The organism is Rhodovulum imhoffii, assembly GCF_003046545.1.
GTDB lineage: Bacteria > Pseudomonadota > Alphaproteobacteria > Rhodobacterales > Rhodobacteraceae > Rhodovulum > Rhodovulum imhoffii.
Window position 1 is genome coordinate 224036 of sequence record NZ_QAAA01000003.1, and the last position, 26848, is coordinate 250883.

Sequence of the window (26848 nt, forward strand, 5' to 3'; positions counted from 1 at the left end):
GATCGTGCCTGTCGCGGAGGGTTAAATCAAGCCTGCCGCGCATACAGGTCTTCATGGCGGACGATGTCGTCCTCTCCCAGATATGCGCCTGTCTGCACCTCGATCAGGACCACCGGAACCTTGCCGGGGTTTTCGATCCGGTGCACCGCGCCGACCGGGATGTAGACGGACTGGTTCTCGGTCAGGAGTTTTTCTGCGCCATCCACGGTGACCCGGGCGGTCCCCGCCACGATGATCCAGTGTTCCGAACGGTGCATGTGACTTTGCAAGGACAGCGCCGCACCGGGGGTGACGTGGATGCGTTTGACCTGAAACCGTTCTTCCAGAACCAGCGTTTCGAACCAGCCCCACGGGCGGTGATCGACAGGCAGTTGTGCCGCCTGTGCCGCGCCCCGCTCCCTGAGGGTTTGCACCGCCTGCCGGACGCTTTGTGTTTCCGACAGGTCCGCCACCATGACCGCATCCCGCATTGCAACGGCGACGACATTCTTCAGCCCGATCCCGACCAGCTCGACCTCTCCGCTTTCCGACCGCAGCAGCGTATTCTCACAGTTCAGTGCCGTGGCCTTGCCCGTCTGCGCGTTGCCGGCCTCATCCCTCGGGCTTTCCTGCCAGACGGTTTCCCATCCCCCCAGGTCCGACCAGTGCCCCGAAAAGCGCACGACGCTGACATTCCGGGCCTTTTCCATCACCGCATAATCAATGGAGTTCTCGGGGACTTTGGCCCAGGGCTCGGATGCGATTCGGGTAAAGCGAAGGTCTGGATGCGCGCCGTCCAGGCAGGGTTCGACGGCATGGAAAATTTCGGGGGCGTGGGTTCGGAAAGCGTCGATCAGCGTGGCGGCGCGCGCCAGAAACACCCCGGCATTCCAAAGATGACGCGTATCCCTGAACAAGGTCTCTGCCTGTGCCCTGTCGGGTTTTTCGATGAACCGTTCCAGCCGGAACACGCCGGGATGCGTTTCCGCCCCGGCCTCCAACCATCCATACCCCGTTTCAGGCCGGGTTGGGGTGATTCCGAAGGTCACGATCTGACCTTTGGCGGCGGCGACAATTCCGTGTGTCACGGCATCGCGGAAGAGTTCCGCGTCTGCCACGGAGTGATCGCTGGGCACCAGCAAAATAAGGGCCTTTGGGTCGTGTGCCGCGACGAACAGCGCGGCGGCCAGCGCGGCGGGTGCCGTGTTGCGCCCCTCCGGTTCGATCATGATGCAGGCGGGGGAGATTCCGCAGGCATCGAGTTGCTCGGTCACGATGAACCGGAAATCATCGCCAGTGATAATCACCGGATTGGCAAAACCCGCCCCCGTGAAGCGCCGCGCCGAGGCCTGGAACAGGCTTTCTCCCCCGATGATCCGGGCGAACTGCTTCGGGTAGCTTTGGCGCGACAGCGGCCACAGCCGGGTGCCGGAACCGCCGCAAAGAAGAACAGGCGTGATCATGGGCAATAACCCTTGTTTGGGAGGGAGGGGTTTCCCAGAATTTCCCGCAGACGTGCCCCGTAACGGCGGGCGAGAGCCTCGGTTCCGAAATTCCTGCGCACACGGTCCCGTGCGGTGCGGGCCCGGTTCGCCCGGCCCAAAGGGTCGGCCCAAAGCGCGCGCATCTGCCGGGCGGCATGGGCGATGTCGGGTTCGGCCCATTTCTGGCCGGTCTCGACGAAGATGTAGTCATCGGGCGTGAGCAGGGTTTCGGTGGAGTCCACCAGCCAGGCGGTTTGGGGGGAGCAGTAGTCCATATTGCCCGAATACCCGGTGCATACCACCGGAATGCCCAGGCTCATCGCCTCGATCATGCCGAACCCCCAGCCTTCGGATCGATGTAGCGAGACATAGCAATCGCAGCCGGCCTTGATGTGCAGCAGGGTTTCATAGGGCAAGGTTTCGTTGACGATCAGGATGCGCGGGTCGCAGCCAGCCAGTGCGGCAAGCTGTTTCCAGATGCGTTCCTGTGTACGGTCGCAGATGTCGTCGCGGTTTTGAGTTTTCACGATCAGGCGCACATCTTCGTCCGCGGCAAAGGCCATGCGGAATGCCCGGATCGCGCCAATCGGGTTTTTGCGCTGTACGAAGGAATAGCTGTCAAAGGAAAGAAGAAAGACAAAGCTTTCCCGCCCGATCGCGAAGCGGCGACGCAGGGCGGTACGGGCTTCGCCGGTATCGATTCTGGGCGGTTGTTCGAAACTCATACCCATGTTGCGGACGGGGATCCCGGCATGCGGCCGATAGCAGCGCAGGCCGTAATCCGACGCGACCCAGATTTCATCCAGCAGCTTCAGGCCAAGACGGTGGCACCGGGCGGGGCTGTCCAGCTCCCAGAAGACATAGCCGATATTGTAGCTGTCGCTGAACACGTCTGCCCCGTAAGCAAAGGCGAGCGGCACCGATTCTGCATTCAGGTGCAGCAGGTTGATCCGTGCCGGGCGGAAATCCGCATGTGCCGCCGGGGTGGAAAACCCCTCGGGTGCGGGGTTGTCCAGCGCGAAATCCACCGCGTTGATCCGCAGCCCGGTCTGTGAGAGGGCCCGCGCTGACAGGCGTGCCGCCTGCCCCAGCCCAGAGGCCTTGCCGAGTGGTCCGATGACCTGAACATCCACCTTTTCCCCCACCACGGCAGGCCGGCGCGCGGCTTCCAGCCGCCCCTTCGGGAGGCAGGAAAGGAATGTGTCCGTTTCCGGGTCATACCCCTTGTGGCATAGGGCGGCTACGAAACGTGCGCGCGTCAGCGGCGGGCGGCCCGTTGCGGCCAGGAAACGGGAGAAGGGCGCGTGCTCCCCCTCGAACAGGGTGGTCAACGTATTCCGGGGCAGGTAGCGCAGCAGATCGGGGCGCCGGGCCGATTGCGCGGCCAGAATCAGCGTCAGAAGCTGCCGGTCGGCCGCACGGGTGCGGTTCAGCATCGAAAACTGGGGGGTGGCGTCCAGGAACTCCTCCATGAACACCGAAAGCGGGTAGGCAGCCCCGTGGTAGGCCTTGGGGATGTGGCGTAGCAACGCCGCCATGTCTGCGGGAACAAGGCAATCTTCCATGAACAGGCGCGGGGTTTCCTCGGCGGCCCACCAGTAGGCCGCGCGGCGGCGCCACCTGGCCGAGGACATGCGGATCGGCCCGGTATCGGGGCTGTCCAGCAGGCGCCACCACATGGCACGCGGCAGGTTATGGCGCTGACCCCCCATATGGACCGGGCCGGTGAGGTAATCCACCTCGCGCCGGGAGAGGGGAACGCGCAGCCCTCCCCGCCGGGGGCTGTAGACCGAAATGTACCAGTGCAGGAAATGGTCCCGGTCTTCGGGGATGGTTGCGGGGTCGAACTCTGTCTCCTTGCGCATTCGCAGGCGGGTGAACTCGAGATAGGCCGACAGGCCGGTCTGGTCATCGCCGGGGTCGAACAGGCGTGTATGGCGGTGCAGGGGCGGCCGCGGGTGATCCGGGGCCACGAGGGCGTCGAGCGCCGGCAAATCCCCGGCCAGCAGGTCAAGGCAGCGCGACAGATGCGGATGTGCACAGATGTCTTTCATCGGGCGCAGCGTTCCGGGGGCGAGCCGGCCAATCACCTGCTCCGGCGCATCGAGTACCCTAAGATGAATCTGGCTTTCATCGGCATCGGCGGCAGCGTGCAGCGCAGGACTCAGCGGAAAGGAGACACCGCACTCTGATTCCCCGGCCCCGGCCTTGTGCACGTCGCCCCGGTTTTCCCGGGCAAGGGCGGTGTCAAGCAGGTTGGGCCCGGCGAAAAGACCCACGCGCAGCCCCCCCGACCCGTCACAGGCCCGTACGGCCCAGCCGGTCAGGCGCCCTTCCCGCAGGCCATCGAAGAAGCCGCGAAAGACGGGGGGGGCTGTGTGCCGGGGCTGCCGCCCCCGCAACCGGGAGAGCGCGCGGGACAAGATCATGCGAGGGCGTCGTAATCGGCTTTTGCCATCATTTCGGCAAGTGTGCGAATGTCGACGGTCGGCGCCCAGCCCAGTTTCCCGCGTGCCTTGCCGGCATCGCCGGTCAGGATCTCCACCTCGGCAGGGCGAAAGAACTTTGCGCTGACCGTGGCCACGCACTTGCCGGTTTTGATGTCCGTTGCGGTTTCTTCCAGGCCCGTACCGGTCCAGTCCAGCGTCATGCCCAGGGCCTCGGCGACATGGCCGACGAAATCCCGGATCGTCGTAGTCACGCCGGTGGCAAGCACGTAGTCACCGGCTTCGTCCTGTTGCAGCATGCGCCACATGCCTTCGACGTAATCTCCGGCAAACCCCCAGTCCCGGCTTGCGTTCAGGTTGCCCAGCACCACCGGATCGGTCCCGCCGCGGGCCAGCTTTGCCAGTGCGTGGGTGATCTTGCGGGTGACGAATTCCTTCCCGCGCAGGGGGCTTTCGTGGTTGAACAGGATGCCGGAACTGGCGTGCAGGCCAAAGCTCTCCCGGTAGTTCATGGTCATGTAGTGACCGAAAACCTTGGCCACCCCGTAGGGTGAGCGGGGGTGGAATCGGGTTGTTTCCCGTTGGGGCGCGTCCTGGACCAGACCGAACATTTCGGATGTGGACGCCTGGTAGAAGCGTGTCTGCGGTCGCAGGGTGCGCAAGGTGTCGAGGATGCGCGCCACCGCCATCGCGTTCGCGTCGGACGTATAAAGCGGCAGGTTCCATGACGTGCCGACGAAGCTTTGGGCCGCGAGGTTGTAGAACTCGTCCATCTCCACGTCCCGGATGATGCGGAAGATGCCGGTCATCTCGGTCAGGTCGAACTCATGCAGGGTCACGTCCCGAACGATGCCGAGCCGGTGCAGATTCGTCAGACCGGGCTGAGAGGTGCGGCGCATCCCACCGTGCACCGTGTAGCCCTTTTCAAGCAGCAACCGCGCGAGGTAGGCGCCATCCTGCCCGGTTATTCCGGTGATAAACGCCTGCTTCATCGCCCGTTCCCCTTGCGCATGACTTGCCGCCTTGGGAGGGCTTAGCCAAACATGCTTAACAGGCGATTAATCGCAGCGTGGACTCACTTGTTCAGCCGCGCCAGCTTTTTCTGAAGTTCCGCCAGTTCGCGGCGGATTTCGCGAAGTTCCTCGCTGTCGTCGGCTTCGGCCTCGGGGGCGCTGGTGGTGGTCCATCCACCGGAAACCGCCCTGAGGAAAGCCTCCTGCTGGGCCTGCATCGCCTCGAATCCGGGCATGGCGGCGATCGGGTTCATGCGGCCCATGTTTTCCATCATTTTCGACTGGCTGTCGCGCAGCATTTCGAAACTGGCCGCAAGAAACTGGGGCACAACGCTTTGCGCGGAACTGGTGTAGCTTCGCACCAGATCCATCAGGACGTTGATGGGCAGGACGCTGTCACCCTTGCTTTCGTGTTCCGCGATGATTTGCAGAAGGTACTGGCGGGTCAGGTCGTCGCCGCTTTTCAGGTCGACGATCTTGACCTCTCGCCCCTCGCGGATGACGCGCGCGATATTTTCAAGCGTGACGTAGTCGCTCGTTTCTGTGTTGTAGAGGCGGCGGCTGGCATAGCGCTTGATCAGCAACGGCTTGTTGGCTTCGCTCACGGGGGTGTCTCCCTGTCGGTACCGATTTTGCGGTGCAGAGAAGCTTATGCGCAAGCCGCAAAAAAAGAAAGGGCGGGCATCATGCCCGCCCAAGGCGCGTCCGGCCGGGAGGGTGCCGGGGCGCCAGACTGTACGCAACGCCGTTTATTTCGCGGCGGCCGTCGCTTTCTTGGCGGCGGCAGTGGCTTCCTTGGTGGCCTTTTGCACGGCGGCAGTGGCATCCTCGGAAAAGTCCTTGCCTGCGGACAGCATCAGCTCGACGGTTTCCATCTGGACCTTCTTGGCGATCTCGGCGAAGGCGGCCATGTTTTCGGCAGCCATTTCAGCCGAGGACGAGGCGAAATCGGTCATCGCCTTGGAATAGTCCGTGGCATCGTCCTTGACGGAGGTCACTTCACCCAGTTTGGCAAGGGTGTCCTTGGTCCACTTGGCCGAGATTTCGGTCGACTTTTCCGCGGCATCCAGCGCCACTTTCGACATCTTCTCGCCCAGTCCGGCCTGGGATTTGAAAGCGTCCTGCATCACGGACATGTCCATCGGGAACGCCGACATCATGTCCTGCATCATCTTGGTAAAGTCCTGCGTATTCGCCATTGATCTGTACTCCTGAGCGAGGGTGTTCGGGGCTTACGGGACACATATACATGCTGCGCCGCAGCATTTCAAGCTTTTTTGCTGCGCCGCAGAAAAATCCCCGTGTCAGGTACCCGGCGCAGCCAGAACGTAAGTGCCGGGCGCCGGGGCCAGTACGGGGGCGGGGTCCCGCGCGGGGACCTGTTTGCCCGAGCGCCGCTTGAGCCACGCGGCCCAGCGCGGCCACCAGGAGCCATCGTGAAACGTGGCGCCGGCGCGCCAGCTTTGCGGGGTCTCCATCGGGCCGTCATTGGTGAAGTGGCCGTACTTCTTCTTGCTGGGCGGGTTCACGATGCCCGCGATGTGTCCGGACTGCGCCAGAACGAAGGTCTTCTCGCGGCTGCCCATCTTGCGGATCCCGGTAAAGCTGGAGTCCCACGCGGCGATATGATCGGTTTCACAGGCAACGGCGAAAAGTGGCACCCCCACATCCCCGATCCGAAGCGTCTCGCCGCAAATCTCGAGGCCTTCGGTTGCAAAACGGTCCTGCTGGCACAGGGCGCGCAGATACTCCACCGTCATACGCGCGGGCAGGTTGGTGGAATCCCCGTTCCAGTACAGCAGGTCGAAGGCGGGCGGGGCTTCGCCCATCATGTAGCTGCGAATCGCGGGCCGGTAGATCAGGTCGTTGGACCGCAGGAACGAGAATGTCCGGGACATGAAGAAGCTGCTCAAATAGCCTTGCTCGGTGACTTCGCGCTCTATCCCGTCGATGAAATCGTCATTGAGGAACACGCCCACCTCGCCCTGGTCCGAGAAATCCGTGAGCGTGGTAAAGAATGTGGCGGAGCGAACCGACCTGTCGCCGCGCTTTTTCATCAGCGCCAGGGTCAGTGCCAGCGTGGTGCCGGCGATGCAGTAGCCCGCCGCGTTGACCTTTTCCCGCCCGGTGAGGCGCTTCACCTCTGCGATCGCGGTCAGGTAGCCCTCTTCGATATAGGTGTCGAGACCGACCTCCGCGAAGCCGGCATCCGGGTTGACCCAACTGACCATGAACAGCGTGTAGCCCTGATCGACGATCCACCTGACCAGACTGTTCTTCTCTTTGAGGTCGAGGATGTAGAACTTGTTGATCCATGGCGGAAAGATCAGCAACGGCTCCGCATGGACGGTTTCGGTGGCGGGGCTGTACTGGATAAGTTCGAACAGTCGGTTGCGGAAGACCACGGCGCCCCTGGCGGTGCCGAGGTTTTCGCCGACCTTGAAGGCGTCCTTGTCCGCAAGCGTGACGAGAAGCTCCCCGTTATTGGCCTCAATGTCGCGGACCAGATTCTCCAGCCCGTCCACAAGCGATTGCCCGTCGGTCTCCACCGCGCGGGACAGCGCCTCCGGGTTGGTGCCCAGGAAGTTGGCGGGGGAGAACAGATCCACGATCTGGCGGGTGAAATATGCCACCCGCCGGGCGTCGCGCGGGTCCAGCCCCTCCAGATCGTCCACCGCGGTGCCGATCGCTTCCGCCGACAGCAGGTACTGCTGCTTGAGGTAGTTGAAATAGGGATGCGTCTGCCAGAGCGGATTGGAAAACCGGCTGTCCTCAGGGGTGTGGTCGGGCGGTGGGGTCAGCTTGCCGCTGGCCAGATTGTGCTGGGCCTCCACGTAATGTTTCAGGGCCTTGCCCCAGTAGGAGACCTGGTGCTCGATCAACCTGGAAGGGTTTTGCATCACTTCCGCCATGTAGGCGGCGGCGGCTTTCATGAACAGGTCGTGCCCCGGCCCCTGGAGGTTCGGATCGATGGCGCGCTTGTTCGAAACCGCCTTGATCAGGCGTTCGGAAAGCTCTTCGATTTTTGCGATATTTTCGTTTAGCCGCTCAAGGTTAGCGGCCGGAGGGTCGGAATCTGCCGTCACTTTTTAAAATCCTCCCGTGAAATTAGTCTATTTTGCACTCGCAGCAGAGATGTGCCATTGCTATGATCATAGCCGGTAAAACGCTTTGATGAACAGCCCGGAGGGCGCGGATGAAATATATGGCCACCTACGACGTCATGGAGAGCTTGCGCAATACCAACCAGTGGTTGGGGGCGTCGGCGCTGGCGTTCGGGTCCTATCCGGCGATGGGAATGGTGCCCAACCCGTTCTTTCAACTCGTCGCGGCGTGGGGCGAGGTGACCGAGCGCACCTTTGCCCGGATGGTGGCCAAGCCGGACTGGAATATCAATACCGTCGTGGCCGAAGACGGGCGCGACCATGTCGTTTCGGTTGAGAAACTGGTGGAGCGCCCCTTCGGGGATCTGATCCAGTTTCGGGTTCATGGCCGTCCGCCGAAGGCGCGGCGTGTTCTTCTCGTGGCGCCGATGTCGGGCCACTACGCGACGCTTTTGCGCTCCACCGTGGCCAGTCTTTTGCCCGATTGCGAAGTATTCATCACGGATTGGCATAATGCGCGCGATATTCCGGTGTCTTGCGGCAAGTTCGATATTGAAGATTACACGCTTTATCTTGTCGATTTCATGAAGCATCTTGGATCTGACATCCACGTGATCGCTGTCTGTCAGCCCGCCCCGCTGGCCCTCGCCGCGACGGCGCATCTTGCCGGCGAGAGCCCCGAGGCCCAGCCCTCGACCCTGACGCTGATCGGCGGCCCGATCGACCCCGACGCCGCCGCGACCGATGTCACCGATTTCGGCAGCCGTATCACCATGGGTCAACTGGAACAGATCGCCATCCAGCGCGTCGGGTTCAAATACGCGGGTGTAGGGCGGCTGGTTTATCCGGGGCTGCTGCAACTGGCCTCTTTCATGTCGATGAACTCCGAGCGGCATTCCCGTGCGTTCAGTGAACAGATCCTGCGTGTCGCCAAGGGCGAGGCGGGGGATCACGACAAGCATAACCGGTTTTACGATGAGTACCTCGCGGTGATGGACATGACGGCGGAGTTCTACCTGTCTACTGTCGAACGCGTGTTCAAAACGCGCGAGATCGCCCGCAACGATTTCTCCGTCGCCGGGCGCAAGGTGGATATCGGGGCGATCACCGATGTGGCGGTAAAAACCGTCGAGGGGGCCAATGACGACATTTCCGCCCCCGGCCAGTGCATCGCGGCGCTGGATCTGCTGACCGGCCTGCCGGAGGCGAAAAAGGCCAGCCATCTGGAGCCCGGTGCCGGGCATTACGGTATTTTCGCGGGCAAAAGCTGGCGTAACAACATCCGTCCGCTGGTGCTGGAATTCATTGACGCCAACGCGCGCAGCCGCCGCGCATCGCCCAGGCTCAAGACCGTCTGAGCGGATGCTTTCCACTCTGGTGTTGCACCCGGCACCCGGCTAGACACGGGGGGTACGCCCAAGAAGGAGTTCCCCATGTCCGTCCGTCCTCAGCCCGGTATTCTGGATATTGCGCTGTATGAGGGCGGGCAGGCGCATGTGGAGGGTGTTGCGGATGTCGTCAAGCTCTCCTCGAATGAGAATCCCTTCGGCCCTTCGCTGGCCGCGCAGGAGGCATTCCGGCGCATCGCGGGACAGCTGCACCGCTATCCGCCTACCGACCATGCAGATCTGCGCGCCGCCATTGCCGCAGTGCACGGGCTGGATGCGGACCGCGTGATTTGCGGTGCGGGGTCGGATGAGATCATCACCTTCCTTTGCCAGGCTTATGCGGGGCCGGGGGATGAGGTGGTCTATACCGAGCACGGCTTTTCCATGTATCGTATCAGCGCGCTGGCTGCGGGGGCGACACCCGTGGAGGTGCCCGAGCGTGCCCGGACCGTGGATGTGGATGCGGTGCTTGCCGGCGTGACGGAGCGCACGCGGCTTGTCTTCATCGCCAATCCGGCCAACCCGACCGGCACGATGTTGCCCGAGGATGATATCTCCCGCCTTGCCGATGGCCTGCCGGAAAGCGCGCTGCTGGTGCTTGACGGGGCCTATGCGGAATATGTCGAGGGGTTCGATGGCGGCGCCGCGCAGGTCGAGGCGCGCAACTCCGTGGTGATGACGCGGACGTTTTCCAAGATTTACGGGCTTGGCGGCCTGCGCGTCGGTTGGGGGTACGGCGCGCAAGAGGTGATCGGGGTGCTCAACCGTGTACGCGGGCCGTTCAATCTGGGCCAGCCGGCACTGGAAACCGCCCGTGCCGCGCTGCTGGACCGGGGATATGTCACGTATTGCCAGTCAGAGAATGCCCGCCTGCGGGCCTGGCTGACCGAGGCGCTTACAGATCTGGGTGTGGGGGTGGACCCTTCCAGCACCAATTTCATTCTGGCCCGCTTTGACAATCCGGCCGAGGCCGATGCCTGTGATGCCTATCTCAAAAGCCAGGGGCTGATCGTTCGCAAGGTCGCGGGGTACAAGCTGCCCGAGGCCCTGCGTATCACCGTGGGGGACGAATCCGCCTGCCGCCGTGTCGTTCACGCCATCCGGCAGTTCAGGGAGGGCCAGGCATGAGCCGGCCCTACACCCGCGTTGCGCTGATCGGGCTGGGGCTGATCGCGTCTTCCATGGTCCATGGCATGCGTCGGGCCGGCATGACGGCAGAGATCGTGGGGACGGCGCGTTCTGCCGAAACCCGTACAGCTGCGCGGGAGATCGGCCTGTGCGACCGCATCACAGACACCGCCGCCGAGGCGGTACAGGGGGCCGACCTCGTCGTGCTGGCGGTGCCGGTGGGCGCGATGGGTGACATCGCCTCGGAAATCGGCCCGCGCCTAGCCCCCGGCGCGACGGTGACGGATGTGGGTTCCGTCAAGCGCGCGGTGATCGAGGCCATTGCACCCCACATTCCACAGGGGGTGCACTTTGTGCCTGCGCATCCTCTCGCAGGGACGGAACATTCCGGCCCGCGTTCGGGCTTCGCGGAGCTGTTCGACAACCGCTGGTGCCTGATCGTACCGGTGGAGGGCAGCGACCCCGCCGCGGTTGAGAGGCTCAGCGCCTATTGGCGCGCACTGGGGGCACATACCGAGCCAATGGACCCCGATCACCACGATCTTGTCCTGGCGGTCACGAGCCATGCGCCGCACCTGATCGCCTACACCATGGTCGGTGTGGCGGACGATTTGCGCCGGGTCACCGACAGTGAGGTGATCAAATATTCCGCCGCCGGGTTTCGGGATTTCACCCGCATCGCGGCTTCGGACCCGACCATGTGGCGTGATGTGTTCCTGAACAACAAGGATGCGACGCTGGAGATTCTAGGGCGCTTTACCGAGGAACTGTTTGCACTGCAACGAGCGATCCGTACGGGCGACGGGGATCACCTGTACGCCTATTTCACCCGGACCCGCGCCATTCGCCGGGGGATCATCGAGGCCGGTCAGGATACCGATGCCCCGGATTTTGGCCGGGGCTACGCACGCAAATGATCTGGTCCGGTATACTGATCCTGCTTTTGGCGGCCCCTGCGCTTGCCGCGCCGGATCGGTCTCCGCGTCCCTCTCCACGCCCGGTGGAGATGGTATTCCGCACGTCTCCCGGTCCGGTGTATTCCGACGCGCCGATGCGCCCCGTCCCCCGCCCCGAGGGGGCGGCCGGTCTCCGTCCGGTCGTCATGGTTCGGCCGTCTCCCCGCCCGGTGAAAATGCGCCCTGTCGAGGCTGAAACACGGGTTCTTTCCCGTGCTCCGCGTGGGGGCGTTTGTGGCGGCCACCAGATCGAGGGAGAGGCGCTTGCCCCGATTTCCGGGCGGCTGCGGGGCTGTGAAATCGCCCGCCCGGTGCGGGTTACCCGCGTCTCCGGCGTGGCACTGAAGCCAGCTGCGGTTCTGGATTGTTCTGCTGCGCAGGCGCTGGCAGATTGGGTTGAGAACAGTGTGAAGCCCGCTGTCCGGCGATTGGGCGGCGGTGCCGGGGGACTGCGCGTGGCCGCCGGCTATGCCTGCCGCACGCGCAACAACCGGCCCGGCGGGAAATTGTCCGAGCATGCCAAGGGCCGGGCAGTGGATATTTCCGCGATAGTGCTGAAAAACGGCAAGTCCATCCCGGTTCTGTCGGGGTGGAACGATGTGGTTGCGGGGAAAATCCTGCGCCAGGTCCATCGCGAAGCCTGTGGCCCCTTCAAGACCGTCCTGGGCCCCGAGGCCGACCGCTATCACAAGGATCACCTGCATCTCGATGTCGCGCAGCGCGCGGGGCGGTACTGCCGTTAGCGCAGGCGCAGGGCCGGGGCCTTGCCCAGGGGAATCGGCCCCAGCCAGATGCGGCCGCCCGAAAACCGCAAGGGGGCGTCCAGCGTATCGCTCCGCCCGGACAATCCGGCCAGCAGGCCGAGGCCTTTTTCCATTTGCCGGGCCGCGCTTTCAGGCAGGGCTCCGGCACTGACGGCGACGCGCAGCATTTCCTGCCAGTTCGTGGCGCGCAGGGCGATTTCCCCGCTGGGTATCCCGTCGGGCGCGATGGCCACCGTGCCCGTTGCCGCCAGCGCAAGGCTGCCACATTGTGCCTCCAGCCGGGTCAGAGCCAGGCCGGTGGGGTGCGGGCGGCGCTCCTCGATCGCGCGGCGGTCCCACGGGCGGTCAAAGGTCAGGGTCGCGGTGATCTCGACTCCTTCGAACAGATCGGGCAGTACACCGTTGTCGTCCAGCAGCCCGACCGCGCGGCTGGGCAGGCGCATGCCGGTGGCAGAGGCATGGGTGGCGTAGGTCGCCGGTCCGGTCCGGACCGCAGAGAAGCGAGCCGCCCCTACGGAAGCTTGCCAACCCCGGTCGGAGGCAAGCGACAGCGCGTTGAATACCATTTCCGCCTTTGCCAATTCCAGCGACGGGCCGGGGCTGAGATGCAGCAGGCCCTGCACCGGGGAAGCCGACAGGCCGATTTTCTCCAGCGGGGTTGCGATGTATTGCGTTCCCGGCCACAGCACCCGAACCCGTGAGGGTCGCAAGGCGGAGGTATCGGTCTCGAAGGCGGCCGCTTGCCAGGCCAGTCCGGTTTCCGGGTCCGCCAGTGCGAGATCGGTGAACGCGGCGCGAAAGCGCAGCGGGTAGCCGGTGACGTCCAGCGCCGCGTATTCGGCTTGCCACCCTTCGGCGCGGCGGGTTTCGGCCCAGTGGTCCATCCCGGTTTTCACACTGTGCGCCCCCAGGACCCACAGCCCCGACCCGGCCAGGATCGCGACCAGACTTCCGATCATGAGCCAGCGCATGACGGCCCCCTTTCGCACGATGCCGAATTCGTGTTTACAGGCCCGCAAACAGGAGGGCCAGAACATGCACGCACCGCTTTGGGTCTTTGGCTACGGATCGCTCATCTGGGATCCGGGCTTTTCGGTGGCGGAGCGGCACATCGCACGGCTGGACGGGTTTCACCGCAGCTTTTGCATGTGGTCGATCCATCACCGCGGGACGGAGGCAGAACCGGGGCTGGTTCTGGCGCTGGACGCCGCGCCGGGGGCGTCGTGCCAGGGGCTGGCGTTTCGGGCGGAACCGGGCAGCGAAACAGAAACGATTGCCCGCCTGCGGGAGCGGGAACTCGTCTCGGCGGCCTATCTCGAAACCGAACAGCAGGTGACGTTGTGTCCCGGCGTGACCGTGCGTGCGGTGACCTACGTCATCGACCCGCATCATCGGCAGTATACCGGCGGATTGGACCTGGAACAACAGGCCCGGATCATCGCGCGTGCCGCAGGCGGGCGGGGCCCGAACCGGGATTACCTGTTCAATACCGCCGCACATCTTGACGAGCTTGGCCTGCAAGATCCGGACCTCGCCTGGCTTTGTGCCCGTGTGCGCAGCCTGTGCGCGCACGGATAGCTGTTGTCGCAGCGGGGGTTTTTTTCTAGGCTTGCCCTGCGCAGACAGGATGAGTTCCATGCAGAAGGCTCAGCAGGCGGCCCCACAGTTTTCCCAGCCCCGGCGCCAGATTTTTCTCATGCTGCTGGCGCTTGGGCTGTTCGCGGCGGCCGCGTGGCTGGCCCTGCCCAAGGTGGCGCCGGTATTTCTTGCGAACCCGGTGCTGAACGTCGTGATCGGGGTCGTTTTCGTGATCGGGGTGCTGGCCTGTTTCTGGCAGGTGATTCAGTTGACAAGCTCGGTCAGCTGGATCGAGGATTTCACCGCCCGCCGACCGGGGTATGACAGCACCCGCGTGCCGCGCCTTCTGGCCCCGCTGGCGGCGTTGTTGCGCGGCCATGACCGGCGACTGAGAATTGGGGCAACCTCGGCGCGGTCGATCCTCGATTCTGTCGCCACGCGGATCGAGGAAGCGCGTGACATCACCCGCTACCTTGTCAGCCTGCTGATTTTCCTTGGACTTCTGGGGACGTTTTACGGGCTCGCGACGACTGTGCCCGCAGTTGTGGAGACGATCAGGTCGCTGGCCCCGCAAGACGGCGAAGGTGGGGTGGAGGTGTTCACCCGCCTGATGTCCGGTCTGGAAGCCCAGCTCGGCGGTATGGGAACGGCATTCTCGTCCTCGCTGCTCGGGCTTGCGGGGTCGCTGGTGGTCGGGCTGCTGGAGCTTTTCGCCGCTCACGGGCAGAACCGCTTTTATCGCGAGTTGGAGGAATGGCTGTCCTCCATCACCCTGCTCGGTTTTACCGAAGCGGATACACCTGACAGCGCGCTTGTGGCGGCGCTGGCCGAGCAACTGGCCGCCCAGCAGGAAGCCTATGACCGGGCAGAAGATGCGCTGCTGCTCAACAATGAGTGGATGAGTACCCTCAGCGAATGCCTTGACCGGTTGTCCCGCCAGATGGAGGCGCACGGCGCCGCGGATCGTGCCGAGGACAGCGAGGCCCGGCTGACCCTTGCCCGCGTCGCCGAGGCACAGGAACGCCTTGTCACCCTGACAGAGGCGCGCCTGGCCACTGAAACCCAGGGCTATCTGCGGGCGATCGAGACCCGTCTGGCGCAGATGCACATGGATATCGACAAAGGGCGCGCGGAGGCGGTGTCCGGTCTGCGGGCGGATCTGGGCGCGCTGACCCGTGCCCTGCGCCCCAAGCCGGACAAGTGGGGCTGACCCATGGCTCTTTCGCGCAAGGGGCAGCGGTTGGGGGCGATCTGGCCCGGGTTTGTCGACGCGTTGACTGCGCTGTTGCTGGTGCTGATGTTCGTGTTGTCGATCTTCATGATCGTACAGTTCATGCTGCGTGAGACCATTACCGGGCAGGAAACCGCGCTGAGTGCCCTGGACGCGGAACTGTCCGCGCTGTCCGAGGCGCTGGGCGTGGAACGTGCCCGCAGCGCCGCGCTGGAAACCCGGCTGGAGGATACACGCCAGACTGCCGATGCCCGCATTGCCGCCCTGACCGGAGAACTGGAGACCGCGCAGGGGCGGATCGGCAGTTTCGAAGATCGGGTTGCGGGGCTGCTGGCCGAACGGGAGGAACTGAGCGCGAAGCTGAGCGCCGAGGAAGAGGCCGTCCGCCTCGCAGCGGCTCGCCGTGCGGCGCTGGAGGCGCTGACAGAGGATTTGCGCCGGAGTCTTGAAGCCGAGGGGGCTGCAAGCGATGCCTTGACCGCCCGGCTGGCCGCCGCCGAGGACGCTCTTTCCGAGGAGGAGGCAGCCCGTCTTGCCGAAGCGGCCGTTGCCGCCGCCTTGCGGGAAAAGCTGTCGGGGGCGCAGGACGAACTGACGGCGATGTCCCTCATGCTGGAAGAACAGCGCCGGAAGGCTGAGCAGACGCTGACGCTTCTGGCCGCCGCGCAGGGGGAAGCGGACGCGCACCAGTCCGAGGCGGAGCGCCGCGCCGTCCTTCTGGCCGAAGCGGAAAAACGGCTTTCGCAACGCCAGGAAATGCGTATCGCGGACCAGCGCAAGCTGGCCCTGTTGAACGCCCAGTTGGCGGATTTGCGTGAGCGCCTGGGCAGCTTGCAATCGCTTTTGGATGAGGCCGGAATCCGAGAGGCCGCTGCAACGGTCGAGGTTGAAAAACTGGGTGCACGACTGAACGCGGCACTGGCGCAGGTCGCTGCGGAACAGCGGGCCCGTGCCGATCTGGAGGAGGCCGGGCGCAAGCGGCTGGCCGAGGAAGCGAAAAACCTTGAAGCTTATCGCTCTGAGTTTTTCGGGCGTTTGCGCAGGATTTTCGAAGGGCGCGAGGGGGTGCGGATCGAGGGCGACCGGTTCGTTTTCTCCTCTGAGGTTCTGTTCGAGCCCGGCTCCGAGGAACTCTCGCCCGAGGGGCGTGCCCAGATCGCCAATGTGGTGGGGCTGCTGCGCGATGTTGCCGATCGGATTCCGCCGGAAATCGACTGGGTTCTGCGCGTCGATGGCCATACCGACGATGTGGCGGTTCGCCCCGGCGCACGCTTTGAGGACAACTGGGATCTGAGCCAGGCGCGGGCGCTTTCCGTCGCGCGCCATATGATCGGCGCACTCGATTTTCCGCCCGAGCATCTGGCGGCCACGGGGTTCGGAGAATATCACCCGGTCGCTCAGGGCGACACCCCCGAGGCCCGTGCCCGCAACCGCCGGATCGAGCTGAAGCTGACCGAAAGGTGAAAAATCCGCCGCAGCCGTTGTGCTAGTCGGCCGTCAGGAGCGGCGGCTTGCGCGCCCCGAGGCGGCGTTTTTCCGGTTCTTCGATCCGCAGGTCGAGTTTCCCATCCTTGACGCCGACTTTCACGATCCCGCCTTTCGCCAGTTTGCCGAACAACAGTTCCTCGGCCAGGGGTTTCTTGATGTGCTCCTGAATGACCCGCCCCAGCGGGCGCGCTCCCATGCGGTCGTCATACCCTTTGTCGGCCAGCCATTCGGCAGCGGCGCGCGTCAATTCGATGGAGACATTGCGGTCCATCAACTGGGCTTCGAGTTGCAGGACGAATTTCTCGACGACCTGCAAAATGGTCTCTTTCGGCAGAGGGGCAAAACTGATGACCGCATCCAGACGGTTGCGGAACTCGGGTGTGAAGGTCCGTTCGATCGCAGCGGTATCTTCCCCTTCCCGCCGGTCCCGGCCAAAGCCGATCGCGGCCCGGGCCTGTTCGGCGGCGCCGGCGTTGGAGGTCATGATCAGCACCGCGTTTCGAAAGTCCACCTGCCGCCCGTTGTGGTCGGTCAGCTTGCCGTGGTCCATGACTTGCAACAGGATGTTGAACACGTCCGGGTGGGCCTTCTCGATCTCGTCGAGCAGCAGCACGCAGTGGGGGTGCTGGTCGACGCCATCGGTCAACAGGCCGCCCTGGTCGAAGCCGACATACCCCGGCGGTGCACCGATCAGGCGGCTGACGGCGTGTTTTTCCATGTATTCGGACATGTCGAATCGCAGCAGTTCCACCCCCAGCGTGCTGGCCAGTTGCTTGGCGACCTCGGTCTTTCCGACGCCGGTCGGCCCGGCGAAAAGGTAGTTCCCGATTGGTTTCTCGGGTTCGCGTAGACCGGCGCGGGCCAGTTTGATCGACGAAGACAGGGCCTCGATCGCCTTGTCCTGGCCGAAAACGACGCGCTTGAGCGTGCCTTCGAGATCTTTCAGCACCGCGGCATCGTCTTTTGAGACATGCTTGGCCGGAATGCGCGCGATTTTGGCAACGATTTCCTCGATCTCCCTGGCGCCGATGGTCTTGCGCCGGCGGGACTCGGTCAGCAAGTGCTGGGCGGCGCCGGCCTCGTCGATCACGTCTATGGCCTTGTCGGGCAGCTTGCGATCATGGATGTAGCGCGCCGACAGTTCCACCGCCATCCTGATCGCGTCGGAGGTGTATCTGATGTCGTGGTGTTTTTCGAAATAGGGTTTCAGGCCTCTGAGGATCTTCACCGCGTCATCGATGCTGGGTTCGTTCACGTCGATCTTCTGGAACCGCCGCGAAAGGGCCCGGTCCTTTTCGAAATGCTGACGGAATTCCTTGTAGGTGGTGGACCCCATGCAGCGCAGCTTGCCCCCCTGCAACGCGGGTTTGAGCAGGTTCGACGCATCCATCGCGCCGCCGGACGTCGCACCCGCGCCGATCACGGTGTGGATTTCGTCTATGAACAGGACGGCATCCGGATGGTCTTCCAGTTCCGCGACCACGGCCTTGAGCCTTTCCTCGAAATCGCCACGGTAACGGGTGCCCGCCAGAAGCGCCCCCATGTCGAGCGAATAGATCGTGGCGCCGGCCAGAACGTCGGGCGTTTCGCCCGAGACAATCTTGTGTGCCAGCCCTTCGGCGATGGCGGTCTTTCCGACACCCGGATCCCCCACCAGAAGCGGGTTGTTCTTGCGACGGCGGCACAGCACCTGGATGCAGCGCTCCACTTCCTGATCGCGACCGATCAAGGGGTCGACGTCACCGTTCTGGGCCTTGGTGTTGAGATCCATGCAGTATTTCGACAGGGCGGTTTCGCGCTTTTCGGGCTCTTCACGGGCGCTGTCGTCGCGGGTCGCTTCCTCGAACTCGCTGGCGCCCGTGATCGGGCGGGCCTCACCGAAGGAGGGATCCTTCGCGACGCCATGGGCGATGAAATTCACCGCGTCATAACGGGTCATGTCCTGTTCCTGAAGGAAATAGGCGGCATTCGATTCACGTTCCGCGAAAATGGCCACCAGCACATTGGCCCCGGTCACCTCCGTCCGGCCGGAGCTTTGGACATGAATCGCCGCCCGCTGAATCACGCGCTGGAAGGCCGCGGTAGGCACGGCTTCCGAACCCTCGATATCGGTGACGAGGGTGGAGAGCTCGTCATCGACGAACGCCATCAGCGTGCTGCGCAACTCTTCCAGGTCGACGGAGCAGGCTTTCATCACCTTGGCGGCGTCGGGTTCGTCGATCAGCGCCAGAAGCAGATGTTCCAGCGTCGCCAATTCATGACGGCGCGCATTGGCAAGGGCCAGTGCGGCATGGATGGCTTGCTCAAGCGTATGCGAAAACGACGGCACGCGATATGATCCTTTCATGTGGCCAGGCAGGGGCAGGCCCCGGACCGACCTTGACCTCTTAAGGTTAGAGTTTGGTTTTTGCGGGCGCGCTTCAAGTTTTTTTTCGAAAAATCACTGAAAAGAGGCGTTGGTGAGACTCTGCGGGCGGTTTTGCCGGCGGTCAGAACGCATCTTTGCGGGCGCGGATTTCGGCAAAGACCTGAATGTCCGTGGCGCTGGCCATGCCAAGTGCGCCCTTTATACCCGGCAGGTGCGCGCGCAGGAACGGGTTTGTGGCGAGTTCTTCCTTCAGGGGGACGGGGACGGTGGGGGCTGCTTCGGCGCGGGTGGCCTTTACCCGGGCGGCGCGATCCCGGAGGCTTTGGTTGTCGGGTTCGATGGTCAGGGCAAAGCGGGCGTTCGATTCGGTATATTCGTGGCCTGGGCAGATCAGGGTTTCCCCCGGCAGAGCGATGAGCCTGGACAGGCTGTCCCACATTTGCGCGGCACTGCCTTCGAAAAGCCGCCCACACCCAAGGGCCATCAGGCTGTCTCCGGTGAAGAGCAGCTGGCTGTGCGGGAAATGGAACGCGATGTGGCCCAGCGTGTGGCCCGGCACCCCGATCACGGTGGCGGTTTCCCGGCCTACCGATATCGTGTCGCCCCCGGCAACCGCGCGGTCGAGCGGCGGAAGGCGGTGCGCATCGCTTTTCGCGCCGGTTACCCGCGCGCCGCAGGCGCGGCGCAGCGTCTCGACCCCGCCGATATGGTCATGGTGGTGGTGGGTGATCAGGATGTCGCTCAGCCGCCATCCCTTCGCGTCCAGCGCGGCCTGGATCGGAGCGGCCTCGGGGGCGTCGATGACGGCTGTCGCCCCGGTTTCGGGCTCGTGCAGCAGATAGGCGTAGTTATCTTCGAGGCAGGGAATGGTTTGAAGGGTCACAGGCATGGCAATCCGCTCCGGGTTCTCTATGTTCAGGGCAAGAGTTGCCGATCCGCGGGCGGGCCGCAATGCATCTGGACGTATGTGACCTGAGGGATTTCTACTATCGCACCAATCTGGGGCGGGTGGCGCAGCGTGCGATCCGTGCGCAGGTTTGCGACCTGTGGCCGGAGGCCAAGGGCCAGACGGTGGCCGGGTTTGGTTTTGCGGTCCCGCTTTTGCGACCGTTTCTGGCGGAGTCGCGCCGGGTGATCGGGATGATGCCGGGGCAGCAGGGGGTGATGCCCTGGCCTGCCGGGCAGGACAACGTGTCCGTTCTGTGCGAAGAAACCGCCTGGCCGGTCGAGGATGGGCTGGTGGACAAGCTGGTGATGCTTCACGGGTTGGAAACCAGCGAGAACCCCGCCGCGGTGCTGGAGGAGGCCGCACGGGTCCTGGGCCCCGGCGGACGGGCGTTGTTCATCGTTCCAAATCGTTCCGGCCTTTGGGCACGGCGCGACAGGACGCCGTTCGGCTTCGGCCGGCCCTACAGCCCCGGACAGCTCGAGGCGCAACTGGCCCATCACGGCTTTGAGGTGCAAGCCAGTCGCGCGGCGCTGTTTTCACCGCCCAGCGACAGGCGATTCTGGCTCCGGGCCGCGAAGATGCTGGAGGGGACCGGGCGCCGTATGGCGGGAGCTTACGCCGGGGGCGTCCTGATTACCGAGGCGACCAAGCGGCTCTATCGGCCCACGGGACGGACGGTGCAGGAAGCGCGCCCGCGCCCGCTGCGGGTTCTGGATGGTCTGCCCGCACCGGGAAGAGACCCCGTCTTGCCCAGAAAAATCTAGAGAAAAGCGCACCGGGCAGGCGTGAGTGCCCGTGTTCGCCGCAGCGCGATCTGCCGCAGCCGTCGTGCTTGTCAACGGGTTCGGTGCGGCGCAGGCTGGCGCAGAAATTGCCCGGTTCTCACTTTGTGGTGCTCTTGCCTGTTGCTAGCACGCGCGGGCTCTGCTACACCCACGCCGATTTCGGAAGCGTGCCCGTCCGGGTGCGCCACTTGATCTGCCCCGTCCGTCTTCTGCGGCATCCCTGGGGCCACTGACATCGGAAGGGTTGACGTGTCCGAACCAGCCTCGATTTCACAAGGCATCGCGCAACGCTATGCCACGGCGATCTTTGATCTCGCCCTGGAATCCAACGAACTCACCACGCTTGAGGCCGATGTGGAGGCGCTTGCCGCCGCCCTGGCCGGGAGCGACGATCTGCGCAAGATGATTTCCTCGCCGGTTTATACGCGCGAGGACCAGGCCCGTGCCGCTGCCGCCGTGGCGTCGAAGATGGGCCTTGGACAGCAAATGGCCAGTACGCTGGGGCTGATGGCCTCCAAGCGCCGGCTGTTCACGCTGCCGCAGTTCGTGACCGCCCTGCGCGCCATGATCTCCGCGCACAAGGGGGAGGTTACCGCGGAGGTGGTTTCCGCCAAACCGCTGAGCGAGGCGCAGTCCGGGAAGCTGGCCGCCGCGCTGAAGTCCAAGGCCGGAAAAGATGTCAAGATCAATGCGTCCGTCGATGAGAGCCTCATTGGCGGTCTTGTCGTGAAGCTGGGTTCGAAAATGATCGACACGTCGGTCCGGGCGCGGCTCAACGCTCTCCAGAACACCATGAAAGAGGTCCGATAAATGGGTATCCAAGCAGCTGAGATCTCTGCGATCCTCAAGGAGCAGATCAAGAACTTCGGTCAGGAAGCCGAAGTTGCAGAGGTGGGCCGCGTGCTCTCCGTCGGGGACGGGATCGCCCGTGTGCACGGTCTGGACAATGTCCAGGCCGGTGAGATGGTCGAGTTTCCGGGCGGCATCCGCGGGATGGCGCTGAACCTCGAAGCCGACAATGTCGGCGTGGTTATCTTCGGTTCGGACCGGGAGATCAAGGAAGGCGATACCGTCAAGCGAACCAACTCCATCGTGGACGTGCCCGCCGGCGATGCCTTGCTGGGGCGCGTGGTCGACGGTTTGGGCAATCCGATCGACGGCAAGGGGCCGATCGATGCGTCCGAGCGCCGCGTGGCCGATGTGAAGGCTCCGGGTATCATTCCCCGTAAATCGGTGCATGAACCGATGGCCACCGGTCTGAAATCGGTCGACGCCATGATCCCCATCGGCCGCGGCCAGCGGGAACTGATCATCGGTGACCGCCAGACCGGCAAGACCGCCGTCGCGCTGGACACCATCCTGAACCAGAAGTCCTACAACGAGGCCGCCGGCGACGACGAAGGCAAGAAGCTCTACTGCGTTTACGTTGCCATCGGGCAGAAGCGTTCCACCGTGGCGCAGTTGGTGAAGCGTCTGGAGGAAAGCGGTGCGATGGAGTACTCCATCGTCGTGGCGGCCACCGCATCCGATCCGGCGCCGATGCAGTACCTCGCGCCGTATTCCGCCACCGCAATGGCCGAGTTCTTCCGTGACAACGGCCGCCATGCGCTGATCATCTACGACGATCTTACCAAGCAGGCCGTCGCCTATCGTCAGATGTCGCTGCTGCTGCGCCGTCCGCCGGGGCGCGAAGCTTACCCCGGGGACGTGTTTTACCTCCATTCCCGCCTGCTGGAGCGTTCGGCCAAGCTGAACGAAGACCATGGTGCCGGGTCGCTGACCGCGCTGCCGATCATCGAAACCCAGGCGGGCGACGTGTCGGCCTACATCCCGACCAACGTGATTTCCATCACCGACGGCCAGATTTTCCTGGAAACCGACCTGTTCTACCAGGGGATCCGCCCGGCCGTGAACACCGGTCTGTCGGTGTCGCGTGTGGGGTCCTCGGCGCAGACGGATGCGATGAAATCGGTCGCCGGCCCGGTGAAACTGGAACTGGCCCAGTACCGCGAAATGGCCGCCTTTGCGCAGTTCGGCTCCGACCTCGATGCCGCGACGCAAAAGCTTCTGAACCGTGGGGCGCGCCTGACCGAGTTGATGAAACAGCCGCAGTATTCGCCGCTGACCAACGCCGAGATCGTCTGTGTTATCTTCGCGGGCACCAACGGGTATCTCGACAAGCTTCCGGTCAAGGATGTCGGTCGGTTCGAGGCCGACTTGCTGAGTTTCCTGCGCAACAAGCACCGTGACCTGCTGGACGACATCACCAAAAACGACCGCAAGGTGAAGGGTGAGTTGAAAGACAAAATCGCGGCGGTGCTCGACGAATTCGCCAAGAACTTCGCCTGAGCGGCGGGTTAGGATCTGACAGATGCCAAGCCTCAAGGATCTCAAAACCCGGATCGAAAGCGTCAAGTCGACGCGGAAGATCACGAAGGCGATGCAGATGGTCGCGGCGGCAAAGCTTCGCCGCGCCCAGGACGCCGCCGAGAACGCCCGGCCCTATGCCGAACGCATGGGGGCCGTGATGTCTCAGCTTGCCGCCTCTGCGACGGGGGCGGCCAATGCGCCGAAACTGCTGACCGGGACCGGCAGCGACAAGGTGCACTTGCTGGTGGTCATGACCTCGGAACGCGGACTTTGCGGGGGCTTCAACTCCTCGATCGTGCGGCTGGTTCGCGGCCGCATCGATGCGCTGACCGCCGCCGGCAAGACCGTGAAGCTGTTTACCGTCGGGAAAAAGGGCCGGGAGCAGCTCAAGCGTGACTACAGTCAGCTTTTCGTCGGGCATGTCGATCTGAGTGAGGTCAAGCGCATCGGGTATGCCAATGCACAGGACGTCGCCAGGGACATCATGGCGCGTTACGACGGCGGTGAGTTCGACGTGGCCACGATCTACTTCAACCGCTTCCAGTCCGTAATCAGCCAGATCCCGACCGAGCAGCAGATCATCCCCGCCGTATTTGACACGCCCGAGGGCGGGCAGGTCTCGACGCTCTATGATTACGAGCCGACCGAGGGCGAGATCCTGGCCGAACTTCTGCCTCGTGGCGTGGCGACGCAGATCTTCTCGGCGCTGCTGGAAAACGGCGCTTCGGAACAGGGCGCGCGGATGTCCGCCATGGATAACGCGACCCGTAACGCCGGCGAAATGATCGACAAGCTGACAATCGAGTACAACCGCTCGCGTCAGGCCGCGATCACCAAAGAGCTTATCGAAATCATTTCGGGCGCCGAGGCGCTCTAAAGGAACCGGAGAAACGACATGGCAAATGCAAAAGGCAAAGTCACCCAGGTGATCGGCGCCGTCGTGGACGTTCAGTTCGAAGGCGATCTGCCCGAGATTCTGAACGCGCTGGAAACCGAAAACAATGGCAAGCGTCTGGTTCTGGAAGTTGCCCAGCACCTGGGCGAGAACACCGTGCGCACCATTGCCATGGATGCGTCCGAGGGGCTTGTTCGTGGCGCCGAGGTGCGCGACACGGGAGAACCGATCTCGGTGCCGGTGGGCGACGCCACGCTGGGGCGCATTCTGAACGTTATCGGAGAGCCGGTGGACGAAAAGGGTCCGGTCAACGCACCTGAGAAGCGTGCGATTCACCAGCCCGCCCCGGACTTTGCGGCCCAGTCCACGGAGACGGAGATCCTCGTCACCGGCATCAAGGTTATCGACCTGCTGGCCCCTTACTCCAAGGGCGGCAAGATCGGCCTGTTCGGCGGTGCCGGCGTGGGCAAGACCGTTCTGATCATGGAACTGATCAACAACATCGCCAAGGTGCATTCGGGCTACTCGGTGTTCGCGGGCGTGGGGGAACGGACCCGTGAGGGCAACGACCTTTACCACGAAATGATCGAGTCGAACGTCATCAACCCCGATGATCTGTCCAAGTCGCAGGTTGCGCTGGTCTATGGCCAGATGAACGAACCCCCGGGGGCCCGTGCCCGTGTCGCGCTGACCGGCCTGACTCTGGCCGAGCAGTTCCGGGATCAGTCCGGGACAGACGTTCTGTTTTTTGTCGATAACATCTTCCGCTTTACGCAGGCGGGGTCCGAGGTGTCGGCCCTTCTGGGTCGTATTCCTTCGGCCGTGGGCTACCAGCCGACACTGGCCACCGATATGGGTGCATTGCAGGAACGCATCACCTCGACCAAGCAAGGCTCGATCACTTCGGTGCAGGCCATCTACGTACCCGCCGACGACCTGACCGATCCGGCCCCGGCAACCTCGTTTGCCCACCTCGATGCCACCACCGTTCTGTCGCGCGCGATTTCGGAACTGGGGATTTACCCGGCCGTTGACCCGCTCGACTCCACCAGCCGCATCCTTGACCCGGTGGTCGTGGGAGAGGAGCATTACCAAGTGGCACGCGATGTGCAGGGGATTCTGCAGCGTTACAAGTCGCTTCAGGATATCATCGCGATTCTCGGGATGGACGAGCTGAGCGAAGAGGACAAGCTGACCGTGTCCCGCGCGCGTAAAATCCAGCGGTTCCTTTCGCAACCGTTCGACGTGGCCAAGGTTTTCACCGGGGCCGACGGTATTCAGGTGCCGCTGGAGAAAACCATCGCGTCCTTCAAGGCCGTGGTCGCCGGTGAGTACGATCATCTTCCCGAAGCGGCCTTCTACATGGTGGGCGACATCGAGGAAGCCGTCGCCAAGGCCGAAAGAATGGCGGCTGAAGCTGCCTGATAAGGCGAACGGGGCCGGGCGGTCTGCAGTCCGCCCGGTGCCACAGTTTTAGGAGGCAACATGGCCGATACGATGCAATTTGACCTGGTTGCGCCCGAGCGCCGCGTCGCCTCGGTGCGGGCCACGCAGGTTGTCATTCCCGGGAACGAGGGCGACCTGACGGCGATGCCGGAGCACGCGCCCCTGATTACGACCCTGCGCCCCGGCGTTCTGGAAGTCTTTACCGAGACGGGCGCCCAGAAGTATATCGTCACGGGCGGGTTCGCGGAAATCAACGCCGATGGGGCGACGGTTCTGGCCGAACGCTCCCACCCGGTTGAGGACGTGACACAGGAAATGATCAACGAGATGGTGGCCGAGGCCCGCGCTGCCCACGAACAGGCCCACCCGGATGTGGTGGATGCCTCGGCCAAGATTCTGGCCGACATGGTCGCGATGGGCAGTCACATAGGGTTTGAGTCGCAAGTTTGAGATTTATATCTCCGTCCGCAAGCCGGTGAGTGGGATTTGATAAAGGCTCTGCATTGCAGAGCCTTTATTTTTAATATTAGTTGCTTCTAGGGAGGGGCGGATGCGAATATTTGATGCCAGACGCATAGGATTGGATCAGGGAAGTCGCGTCCTTTTCTCAGACTTTCAGGATGGTGGTGAGATGTGGACCGGGCGCGGTGCCAGGGAAAAACGCCTGTGGGTCAAGTTCTCACGCTCTTTTCACGACGCGCCGTCGGTGTTTGTAGGGTTTTCGATGTGGGATCTGGACGCACAGACCAACCCACGCGCGGATATCACTTCGGAAAACATCACCGCCCAGGGGTTTGATCTGGTGTTCCGGACGTGGTCTGACACGCGGGTCGCACGTATTCGGGCGGATTGGATGGCGATCGGCCCGGTTGCTTTCGAAGACGATTGGAATGTCGGATCCTAAAGCGGTTTGCGTTTGATTGGACTCGGCTTGGGATTCACAGGCCAGATTTTTCTCCGGTTCACTTCTGTTGGGAGGTGGATCATGGGCAAACCTTACTCTTTGGACCTTCGGGAACGGATTTGCGCTTGCGTCGCTGAGGGCAACTCGGCCCGTTCAGCGGTGCGGCTGTTCGGCGTGAGTGCAGCCACGGCGGTGCGATTGGCAGCGGAGCATCGTGAACACGGTAAGGCGGTTCCCAGGCCACAAGGTCGCCCCGCCGGTCAGTTCGGCAAACTCGCCCCGCACCGGGATTTTCTGCTGGAGATCGTGCAAGCCGGACCGGACATTACGCTCAAGGAATTGGCCGCCGCCCTCGTCGAGACACATGGCGTGGAGATGCAACTCTCCTCACGGCACCGCGCGCTCGAACGCGCCGGGCTGTCATATAAAAAAGGGCTGATCGCGGCGGAACGTGACCGACCGGCACTGCGCCAGGCCCGCCGTGATTGGATCAGGCGCCGCCGCAGGCATCTACCTTGGCACCGAGACCCGTCATGCACTAAGACTGAAACCGGACCACCCGATAGGGGCA

At 63.5% G+C, this 26848-nt stretch carries 24 protein-coding genes; 15 read left to right on the forward strand and 9 right to left on the reverse strand.

The features are described from left to right. Positions 1 to 26 precede the first annotated feature (26 nt). From C8N32_RS04225 to C8N32_RS04250, 6 genes are all read right to left on the reverse strand, one after another. Positions 27 to 1442 carry a mannose-1-phosphate guanylyltransferase/mannose-6-phosphate isomerase gene (locus C8N32_RS04225; RefSeq protein ID WP_107891213.1) on the reverse strand — a complete coding sequence of 472 codons (1416 nt, stop codon included), beginning with the start codon at positions 1440 to 1442 and terminating at the stop codon, positions 27 to 29. Next, the gene (locus C8N32_RS04230; protein WP_107891214.1) at positions 1439 to 3892 is read right to left on the reverse strand and encodes a glycosyltransferase family 4 protein; all 2454 of its coding nucleotides are present in this window, start codon (positions 3890 to 3892) and stop codon (positions 1439 to 1441) included. The genes C8N32_RS04225 and C8N32_RS04230 overlap by 4 nt, the downstream gene beginning before the upstream one ends. Continuing rightward, entirely contained in the window at positions 3889 to 4902 is a 1014-nt protein-coding gene (locus C8N32_RS04235) for a GDP-mannose 4,6-dehydratase (protein ID WP_107891215.1), read from the reverse strand. The genes C8N32_RS04230 and C8N32_RS04235 overlap by 4 nt, the downstream gene beginning before the upstream one ends. 83 nt (positions 4903 to 4985) lie before the next feature. Further along, positions 4986 to 5528 (reverse strand): polyhydroxyalkanoate synthesis repressor PhaR, encoded by a 543-nt coding sequence (gene phaR / locus C8N32_RS04240; protein ID WP_107891216.1) that lies wholly within the window; start codon positions 5526 to 5528, stop codon positions 4986 to 4988. A 144-nt stretch (positions 5529 to 5672) separates the two neighbouring features. Continuing rightward, positions 5673 to 6122, reverse strand: a complete 450-nt coding sequence (locus tag C8N32_RS04245) for a phasin family protein (RefSeq protein ID WP_107891217.1) — start codon at positions 6120 to 6122, stop codon at positions 5673 to 5675. A 105-nt stretch (positions 6123 to 6227) separates the two neighbouring features. Then, positions 6228 to 8009, reverse strand: coding sequence for a PHA/PHB synthase family protein (locus C8N32_RS04250; protein WP_107891218.1), 1782 nt, complete (start codon positions 8007 to 8009; stop codon positions 6228 to 6230). Between the two features lie 110 nt (positions 8010 to 8119). Between C8N32_RS04250 and phaZ the strand changes: the two genes are divergently transcribed. From phaZ to C8N32_RS04270, 4 genes are all read left to right on the forward strand, one after another. Then, entirely contained in the window at positions 8120 to 9385 is a 1266-nt protein-coding gene (gene phaZ, locus C8N32_RS04255) for a polyhydroxyalkanoate depolymerase (protein ID WP_107891219.1), read from the forward strand. Between the two features lie 75 nt (positions 9386 to 9460). After that, positions 9461 to 10543: a histidinol-phosphate transaminase gene (gene hisC / locus C8N32_RS04260; protein WP_107891220.1), complete on the forward strand. Its 1083-nt coding sequence runs from the start codon at positions 9461 to 9463 to the stop codon at positions 10541 to 10543. Next, positions 10540 to 11460, forward strand: coding sequence for a prephenate/arogenate dehydrogenase family protein (locus C8N32_RS04265; protein WP_107891221.1), 921 nt, complete (start codon positions 10540 to 10542; stop codon positions 11458 to 11460). Before hisC ends, C8N32_RS04265 begins: the two co-directional genes overlap by 4 nt. Further along, on the forward strand, positions 11457 to 12242 hold the full coding sequence (locus C8N32_RS04270) for an extensin-like domain-containing protein (RefSeq protein ID WP_107891222.1): 786 nt from the start codon (positions 11457 to 11459) through the stop codon (positions 12240 to 12242). The genes C8N32_RS04265 and C8N32_RS04270 overlap by 4 nt, the downstream gene beginning before the upstream one ends. On the opposite strand, the gene C8N32_RS04275 is transcribed toward C8N32_RS04270, so the two are convergent. After that, on the reverse strand, positions 12239 to 13234 hold the full coding sequence (locus tag C8N32_RS04275) for a DUF2125 domain-containing protein (protein WP_170106729.1): 996 nt from the start codon (positions 13232 to 13234) through the stop codon (positions 12239 to 12241). The two genes, C8N32_RS04270 and C8N32_RS04275, sit on opposite strands and share 4 nt — an antisense overlap. Before the next feature lie 64 nt (positions 13235 to 13298). On the opposite strand from C8N32_RS04275, the gene C8N32_RS04280 reads away from it, so the two are divergent. The 3 genes from C8N32_RS04280 to C8N32_RS04290 are packed head-to-tail and all read left to right on the forward strand — an operon-like array spanning position 13299 to position 16536. After that, a complete protein-coding gene (locus C8N32_RS04280) occupies positions 13299 to 13841 on the forward strand; it encodes a gamma-glutamylcyclotransferase (RefSeq protein ID WP_107891224.1) in 543 nt (180 codons plus the stop codon). 58 nt (positions 13842 to 13899) lie between these two features. Then, positions 13900 to 15051 carry a biopolymer transporter ExbB gene (locus C8N32_RS04285; RefSeq protein ID WP_107891225.1) on the forward strand — a complete coding sequence of 384 codons (1152 nt, stop codon included), beginning with the start codon at positions 13900 to 13902 and terminating at the stop codon, positions 15049 to 15051. A 3-nt stretch (positions 15052 to 15054) separates the two neighbouring features. Continuing rightward, positions 15055 to 16536, forward strand: coding sequence for a peptidoglycan -binding protein (locus C8N32_RS04290; protein ID WP_107891226.1), 1482 nt, complete (start codon positions 15055 to 15057; stop codon positions 16534 to 16536). Positions 16537 to 16558: 22 nt separating this feature from the next. Here C8N32_RS04290 and clpA read toward each other — a convergent pair whose 3' ends face one another. After that, positions 16559 to 18889 (reverse strand): ATP-dependent Clp protease ATP-binding subunit ClpA, encoded by a 2331-nt coding sequence (gene clpA, locus C8N32_RS04295; RefSeq protein WP_107891227.1) that lies wholly within the window; start codon positions 18887 to 18889, stop codon positions 16559 to 16561. A 160-nt stretch (positions 18890 to 19049) separates the two neighbouring features. After that, positions 19050 to 19817: a hydroxyacylglutathione hydrolase gene (gloB, locus tag C8N32_RS04300; protein ID WP_107891259.1), complete on the reverse strand. Its 768-nt coding sequence runs from the start codon at positions 19815 to 19817 to the stop codon at positions 19050 to 19052. A 62-nt stretch (positions 19818 to 19879) separates the two neighbouring features. Between gloB and C8N32_RS04305 the strand changes: the two genes are divergently transcribed. From C8N32_RS04305 to C8N32_RS15065, 8 genes are all read left to right on the forward strand, one after another. Further along, a complete protein-coding gene (locus tag C8N32_RS04305; protein ID WP_107891228.1) occupies positions 19880 to 20641 on the forward strand; it encodes a methyltransferase domain-containing protein in 762 nt (253 codons plus the stop codon). 270 nt (positions 20642 to 20911) lie between these two features. Further along, on the forward strand, positions 20912 to 21472 hold the full coding sequence (locus C8N32_RS04310) for a F0F1 ATP synthase subunit delta (RefSeq protein WP_107891229.1): 561 nt from the start codon (positions 20912 to 20914) through the stop codon (positions 21470 to 21472). Continuing rightward, the gene (gene atpA / locus C8N32_RS04315; RefSeq protein ID WP_107891230.1) at positions 21473 to 23011 is read left to right on the forward strand and encodes a F0F1 ATP synthase subunit alpha; all 1539 of its coding nucleotides are present in this window, start codon (positions 21473 to 21475) and stop codon (positions 23009 to 23011) included. A 22-nt stretch (positions 23012 to 23033) separates the two neighbouring features. Beyond that, complete coding sequence (locus C8N32_RS04320) at positions 23034 to 23909, forward strand: F0F1 ATP synthase subunit gamma (protein ID WP_107891231.1); 876 nt, start codon at positions 23034 to 23036, stop codon at positions 23907 to 23909. 18 nt (positions 23910 to 23927) lie between these two features. Then, on the forward strand, positions 23928 to 25352 hold the full coding sequence (gene atpD / locus C8N32_RS04325) for a F0F1 ATP synthase subunit beta (RefSeq protein ID WP_107891232.1): 1425 nt from the start codon (positions 23928 to 23930) through the stop codon (positions 25350 to 25352). 60 nt (positions 25353 to 25412) lie between these two features. Then, a complete protein-coding gene (locus tag C8N32_RS04330; RefSeq protein WP_107891233.1) occupies positions 25413 to 25823 on the forward strand; it encodes a F0F1 ATP synthase subunit epsilon in 411 nt (136 codons plus the stop codon). Between the two features lie 100 nt (positions 25824 to 25923). Next, the gene (locus C8N32_RS04335) at positions 25924 to 26277 is read left to right on the forward strand and encodes an H-type lectin domain-containing protein (RefSeq protein ID WP_107891234.1); all 354 of its coding nucleotides are present in this window, start codon (positions 25924 to 25926) and stop codon (positions 26275 to 26277) included. 81 nt (positions 26278 to 26358) lie between these two features. Continuing rightward, positions 26359 to 26848: helix-turn-helix domain-containing protein (locus tag C8N32_RS15065; RefSeq protein WP_211309703.1), on the forward strand; the 490-nt coding region annotated here is incomplete at its 3' end.